The sequence below is a fragment of the Bradyrhizobium sp. genome (assembly GCF_049512235.1).
In the GTDB taxonomy this organism is placed as follows: Bacteria; Pseudomonadota; Alphaproteobacteria; order Rhizobiales; family Xanthobacteraceae; genus Bradyrhizobium.
This window is the reverse complement of the sequence record NZ_JBEKXH010000386.1, coordinates 1-6142: the sequence shown is the minus strand read 5'-3', so window position 1 is coordinate 6142 and position 6142 is coordinate 1. Positions and strand designations below refer to the sequence as shown.

General features: G+C 62.5%; 6 protein-coding genes and 2 pseudogenes. 5 read left to right on the top strand and 3 right to left on the bottom strand.

The features are described 5' to 3' along the window. Positions 1-277 (bottom strand): annotated as a pseudogene (locus ABSG20_RS27120) (phosphonate metabolism protein/1,5-bisphosphokinase (PRPP-forming) PhnN); the annotation flags it as partial. A gap of 34 nt (positions 278-311) precedes the next feature. Next, positions 312-1466 (bottom strand): alpha-D-ribose 1-methylphosphonate 5-triphosphate diphosphatase, encoded by a 1155-nt coding sequence (locus ABSG20_RS27115; protein WP_423867557.1) that lies wholly within the window; start codon positions 1464-1466, stop codon positions 312-314. Between the two features lie 186 nt (positions 1467-1652). Here ABSG20_RS27115 and ABSG20_RS27110 point away from each other — a divergent pair, with 186 nt between their 5' ends. The 3 genes and pseudogenes from ABSG20_RS27110 to ABSG20_RS27100 all read left to right on the top strand — a co-directional run. After that, complete coding sequence (locus ABSG20_RS27110; RefSeq protein WP_423867558.1) at positions 1653-2354, top strand: DUF1045 domain-containing protein; 702 nt, start codon at positions 1653-1655, stop codon at positions 2352-2354. Positions 2355-2446: 92 nt separating this feature from the next. Beyond that, complete coding sequence (locus ABSG20_RS27105) at positions 2447-2635, top strand: hypothetical protein (protein WP_423867556.1); 189 nt, start codon at positions 2447-2449, stop codon at positions 2633-2635. Between the two features lie 55 nt (positions 2636-2690). Further along, positions 2691-2831, top strand: a pseudogene (locus tag ABSG20_RS27100) (MotA/TolQ/ExbB proton channel family protein); the annotation flags it as partial. A gap of 234 nt (positions 2832-3065) precedes the next feature. Here ABSG20_RS27100 and ABSG20_RS27095 read toward each other — a convergent pair. After that, positions 3066-3776, bottom strand: coding sequence for a Spy/CpxP family protein refolding chaperone (locus tag ABSG20_RS27095; protein WP_423867555.1), 711 nt, complete (start codon positions 3774-3776; stop codon positions 3066-3068). Between the two features lie 432 nt (positions 3777-4208). Between ABSG20_RS27095 and ABSG20_RS27090 the strand changes: the two genes are divergently transcribed. Both ABSG20_RS27090 and ABSG20_RS27085 read left to right on the top strand, forming a co-directional pair. Continuing rightward, on the top strand, positions 4209-5549 hold the full coding sequence (locus tag ABSG20_RS27090; protein ID WP_423867554.1) for an ABC transporter substrate-binding protein: 1341 nt from the start codon (positions 4209-4211) through the stop codon (positions 5547-5549). 129 nt (positions 5550-5678) lie between these two features. Next, positions 5679-6142, top strand: a 464-nt coding sequence (locus ABSG20_RS27085; protein ID WP_423867553.1) for a carbohydrate ABC transporter permease, incomplete at its 3' end; no start/stop codon positions are given.

Genomic DNA, 6142 nt, shown 5'->3' with positions numbered 1-6142 from the left:
CGGCAGCGAGTTCATCGTCGATGGCGCGGGGCAGCGCGTAGCCATGGCCATGGGCCTCCCAGTGGACGGCAAAATCGCCGCGGGCGCACGCCTGCCGGAAACTCTCGGGGCTGACCTGTTCGTTGTCCTCGAAGCGCGAGGCCGCGCGGGTCACCACGCGGCGCGGAAAAACGATTCCGCCATCACCGGCGCAGGCCGTGCGGGCGAGACCGATCAGCGTGTCCTTGCCGGCACCGCTCGGACCGACCACGAGGATCAACCGGCCGGTCCCGATCACGGCTCACCGCTCACCGCGCTGGCCGGCAGTTCCGTCATGCCACGCGCCGTCCTTCGCGCCATACGCAACGGACCACCGGAATATCGCGGGCCACATGCACCCGGATCAGATCGGCGCGCTTGCCGATGGCGATCTCGCCGCGGTCGCCAAGACCGACCGCTTCGGCCGGGCGCTTGGTGACGGTGCGGATGGCGGAGGCGAGATCGATGGCCGGTACGCGCTGCGGCAGTTGCAGCGCCGCCATCAAAAGGCTGGAGGGGACGTAGTCCGACGACAGGATGTCCAACAGGCCCTCGCAAGCGAGATCGACGGCTGCGATGTTGCCGGAATGCGAGCCGCCGCGCACCACATTCGGCGCGCCCATCAGGATGCCGATGCCGGCCCGGTGCAGCCCGCGCGCGGCTTCCATCGTGGTCGGAAACTCCGCCACCGCCACGGAATCGCGAACGGCGTCGCTGACATTCTCCTCCGTGGTGTCGTCGTGACTGGCGAGCGGGATCGCGTAGTGGTGCGCCAGCGCCACGATCGCGGGCATGTTGGTAGCCGCATAGGCCTTCTGAGAGGCAATACGCCGTTCGAACAGTGTGTCGAGCTCGGCGTCGGTCATCCCGGCGCCCTTGCCGCGGTAATAGTCGCGCAGCTTGCCCTCGTCGCGAAACTGGCGCTGGCCCGGCGTGTGGTCCATCACTGACATCAGCCGCACATCCGGCCGGCCAATAAGCGCCTTGGCCTCCTCGACCACATCCGCGGCCGGGATTTCGCAGCGCAGATGCAGGAAATGATCGCATCGCAAGAGATCGGCCTCGCGCGCCGAAGCGATCGACTCGGCCATCAATCCTGCCCGGCCGTCTTCCCCGGCCCCGTCCTCGCGCCAGACCCGCAGCGAATCCAGCACCGTGGTGATGCCCGAGGTCGCCAGTTGCCCGTCATAGGAGACCACCGCGGCGATCGGATCCCAGAACACTTTTGGCCGCGGCACATAATGGGCTTCGAGATGGTCGGTGTGCAGTTCGATCAGACCGGGCATGATCAGATCGCCGTGGGCGTCCGCGCTGCCGGCAGGCGCCCTGCCCTCGCCGAAGCCGGCGATGCGGCCATCGGCGACAACAATCCAGCCGCGCTCGATCACGCGCTCGGCCAGAACGATTTTGGCATTGCCGATGACGGTTTCGGACCCGGTCGAACTCATATCCTCGTCATTTCCCGGCTCACCCTCTCTCCATCTCTATCTCTCACGACGAAGTCGCGCAACGTGACCGAGGTCGAAGGCGGCCGGCCCCTTTATCGGCGGAGAAATCATTGAAATCTCGCCGTAGAACTCGGACAACGAAATCAGGGCGGTTGCAGCGGCGTAAGCCGGCTCTATTCTGTGGCTATGACAAATGGCCCTCGTTATGCGATCTATTACGCGTCGGAGGCCGACAGTGAGCTGGATCGCTTCGGCAAGCAACTGCTCGGCTATGACGCCTATACCGGCGAGCAGCTGTCCTTTCCCGAGGGCATCGTGCAGAAGATGCCGGACTGGCGCGATCTGACACAGGATCCGCGCAAATACGGTTTTCATGCCACCCTGAAGGCGCCGCTGATATTGGCGCCCGGCAGGACCGAAGCCGCGCTGATGGCGGCCTGTGAAGGTTTTGCCGATACAGCGCGGCCGCTTCCCGTCATCGAACCCGTGGTCGATTCGATCAGCGGTTTTGTCGCACTGGTTCCGGCGGCACCGTCGGCCGAGCTGGCACAGCTCGCCGACGATTGCGTACGCGCATTCGATGTATTTCGTGCGCCGCTCACGGCCGAGGACCGGGGGCGGCGACAGCCTGCGGACTTGACGCCCAGGCAGCGCGAACATCTCGATCGCTGGGGCTATCCCTATGTGATGGAGGATTTCCGCTTCCACATGACCCTGACCGGCCGGCTGGCCGCCGGGCGACGCGCGGCCGTTCTGGCGATGCTGCGGGAAAGCTTTTCCGCCATCGGTCTCAAGACGCTGACAATCGACCGGATCGCCGTCTTCCGTCAGGCGGATGCGAATTCCCGCTTCCGTGTCATCAACAGCTGGAAATTGCGCATCGAATAGCCCCCATCACCGCTCCCATCTCGGCGCAAACCTATTGTGCGCGACCGCAGGTTGCGTCATATTTCGCGCGGTGAAATCGGGCGGGGTCTGGGATGCACGAGCAGGATGCGGGATTTGACATCGATCGTTATCGGCAAATGCTGGTGGAAGCCGTCGACGAGAGCAAACGCCTGGCGTTGATCGATCTGTTGATTCAGGAACGGGCGATGGACCGGCTGCAGGCTCATCGCGCCGCCGGAACCTCGCCCGCTGCCGAGCGCCCTGATCCAATATCATTATGACTTAGGCCCAGATTGATCTCGGCCCAGAGACGCGCCTCGCAGGGCATGAGCGCAACTGTCATATCGAAGGCACAAGCCCCAGCGGTCCGCCGCCGATCGAGCGCCGCTCTTGCGCTGGATGATCTTTACCGGGTTGACGATTTTTGCGGCGACGCTGCTTTGGCGCTTCGGTCTCATCAGGCTGATGATCGCTTCCACCGTCGCAACCGCAAATTCCCGACAAGACCACGGCGATGCCATCTCACGGGCGCGGAACCGTCCGCTTTTCTCCTATTTCGCATGACGAATTAAGCGGGCCGCGGTGCTGCGGCAAGAATAGCCGGGTGCCACGCCTTTCACCTAACCCCAGGGCATGTGTGCCCGGCTATTCGCAGCCGCATGGACCGACGCCGCTTGTGTCGTCGGCTGTTTTGGTTCGGCGGACCGCGGCCTAGTCCAGCCCCCGCTCGTGACTGAGGCGAACCATTTCCTCGATGAAGACCGCTTTCTGCTTGTCGTCGAGGCTCGTGAACAACGGTTCGGCGGCGTCGGCGACGTTGCGCTGATCGACCGCGCGGTCATCGAGGAACTGGGCCTCGTTGCGCATCTGCTCGATGATGTCGTCGGGCGGATCACGCTTGGCGCGCGCAATTCGCAAGTTGAGACGGTCGGCGCCGTTATGGCCGAGGTAATGCATGGCGCTGTTGAAGGCGGTCCAGTGCTTCTCCTGCTCCGGCGTGAGATTCAATTCGGCCTTGATGCGGTTGATGTTCGCATCGCTGGTCGCGACGATCTGTTCGGCGGTGAGTTGCGGCGCGGCCTCCTGGGTCAGTACTGCCGACTTGGATGCCTTGGCGCCCTTGATGGTCTTGGCGGTTTTCGCGGGACCGGGTGCTCTGGTCTCGTTCGCCGCCGGCGCCTGGCCGCTGTTGCCGACGCCCAGTACGCCCGTGAATACGCCGACCACCCCGCCGATCGCGCCTCCCAACACGCCACCGACCGGCCCGGCGGCCTTGTTGCCGGCCTGCGCTCCCTGCTGAACGCCCTGCACCAGGCCTTGGGCACGCGCCGCCGAATGCGTGTTGAGAAGCATGACCACAACTAACCCGAACACCGCGTGCAATCTCGATCTTGCACGCGCTGAGGATGTCGGGCTGATCATTGTTAGGCTCCATGGTCGATCTGGATATAATGGCGGAGGTTTGGGCCGGCACAGCTGCAGCCGTATCAGGACATTATCGTTTTTGCAGCAAGCGAGTCTACCATCGTACCGCTGCACGTGACCGGAAGAAGCTCAAGAGCTGGTTGCCCACATCAAAAGAAACCCGGAATGCGGGGGGCGCGATGTACCCCTTAATTCGATACCACTTCCGTTGACGCCGCAGACGGATGTGTGCGACGCAATAAATTCACCGGCCTCCGGCCAAACGGCATACGAAATCGAAGCACGAAAGGTTTTGTGCCGCCTAGTTCCAGCACAACATTAGTTCTAGACCATGAGCGACGTGTTTTCTCGACAGCGGCCTGCAATTCTGCTCTGATCTTGAAAACAAGAAAACCAAAGCAAATTTGGCTCACCACGGAGGGAAACGCCATGTCACGGAGCAAGCTGTCTCGACGACAATTCGTCACCGCCACCGCCCTTACATCCGCCGCACTGATCACCGCGCCGTATGTAAGGGGCGCTCATGCGGCCGGAAAACTCAGCATCGGCTTTTGGGATCACTGGGTGCCCGGAGCCATCAACGCCAGTACCGACCTCGTCAATGAATGGGCGGCTAAGGAGAAGGTCGAGGTTTCGATCGACTACATCACCAGCCAGGGCAACAAGATCCTGGTGACGATCGCGGCGGAAGCCCAGGCCAAGTCCGGTCACGACATTCTGGCCATGCCGACGTGGTGGCCCCACGCCAATTCCGACCTGCTGGAACCGGTCAACGACATCATGGAGCCGCTGATCAGGCAGAACGGCGCCGTGAACGGCACGGTGCAATATCTCGGCCAGCTGGACGGCAAGTGGCTCGGTGTGCCGGCCTGTGCCGGCAGCCAGATCAAGGGTCCCTGCTCGCGCATCGACCTCATGAAGAAATACGCCGGCATCGACGTCCAGGAGATGTATCCGGCAGGCAGCCCGCCCAAAGCCGACAATTGGACCACGGACACCTTTCTGAAGGCGGCGGAGGCCTGCCACAAGGGCGGGTTCCCGTTCGGGATCGGTCTTGGCGAGACCACCGACTCGGTTGATACCGCAGGCGCGTTTTTCCTGGCGTTCGGCGCCCAGCTGGTCAACGCCAAGGGCGACATCACGGTCAAGACCGACGAGGTGCGGCAGGCGCTTGAATTCTACAAGAAGCTGATCGCCTTCCTGCCACCGGATGTTTCGGCCTGGGATGATGCCTCCAACAATAAATGGCTGATTTCAGGCAAGGGCGCGATGATCATGAATCCGCCGAGCGCCTGGGCGGTTGCCAAGCGCGATGCGCCGGAGATCGCGGAGCAATGCTGGACCCACGGCTTCCCCATCGGACCGAGGGGCAGGTTCGCGCCGTTCCTGCCCTACTTCTGGACCACCTGGAATTTCTCCAAGAACAAGGAGGCGGCCAAGAGCCTGCTGGTCTACCTGTCGCAGCCGGCCGCGGTCGAGAAAATGGTCGATGCCAGCGGCGGCTATGACCTGCCGGCGTTCGAGAAGCTGACGACCTTCAAGATCTGGGCAGAGCAAGGACCGCCAAAAGGCACCCTGTTCCACTATCCAAATCCCTACAATCATCAAAAGTTGTCGATCGCCGCATCGCCGGCGCCGCCGAAGATCGCCCAGCAGATCTATGCGCAGGCCACCATCACCAAGATGTGCCTGAAATACTACCAGGGCGAGTCGATGGAAAATACGCTGGCCTGGGCCGAAGGCGAGTGCGAAGGCTTCATGCGCAGCTGACGCCCAAGGGATTTCGCCGCAGCGGTGCAAGGCCGCTGCGGCGCGCATCTGAAATGATCGCCATGCGGGCGGAGGCTGCGTGATGCCCGGCTTTCCCCTTCTGGATCAAATGCACGAGGAACATACCTCATGGTTGACGTCGCATTCCAACCGACCAGGGTTCAAGGCACCGCGGGCGTTCGCAGACGTTCAAGCCTGCGGACGACGCTGAAGCGCAAATCGACCGCGGCCTTTCTCATGACGCTGCCGCTGATCCTGCTGATCGCAATCATGGTGATCTATCCGGCGTTTTACTCGTTGCACTTGGCGACCCTCAACAAATCGATGCAGCGCTTCGTCGGCCTCGGGAATTTCACGTTCCTGTTCAAGCGCGAGACCTTCTGGATGGTCGTCAAGCAGTCCTGCATCTTCGCCCTCTCGGCGGTGTTCTTCAAGGCGCTGATCGGTTTCATCGTCGCCCATTTCGTGCACAACATTCCCACCAAAGGCCAGCGCAAGTGGCGCGGCATGCTGCTGGTGCCCTGGGTGATCCCGCCGGCCATGAGCACCCTGGCATGGCTGTGGCTGTTTGATCCGTCCTACAGCGCCTTCAA

What these genes read in the sequence shown, in the direction of transcription:
- ABSG20_RS27115 (WP_423867557.1), bottom strand. Translation starts at nt 1,466, where the DNA reads ATGAGTTCGACCGGGTCCGAAACCGTCATCGGCAATGCCAAAATCGTT.
- ABSG20_RS27095 (WP_423867555.1), bottom strand. Translation starts at nt 3,776, where the DNA reads ATGATCAGCCCGACATCCTCAGCGCGTGCAAGATCGAGATTGCACGCG.
- ABSG20_RS27110 (WP_423867558.1), top strand. Translation starts at nt 1,653, where the DNA reads ATGACAAATGGCCCTCGTTATGCGATCTATTACGCGTCGGAGGCCGAC.
- ABSG20_RS27090 (WP_423867554.1), top strand. Translation starts at nt 4,209, where the DNA reads ATGTCACGGAGCAAGCTGTCTCGACGACAATTCGTCACCGCCACCGCC.
- ABSG20_RS27105 (WP_423867556.1), top strand. Translation starts at nt 2,447, where the DNA reads ATGCACGAGCAGGATGCGGGATTTGACATCGATCGTTATCGGCAAATG.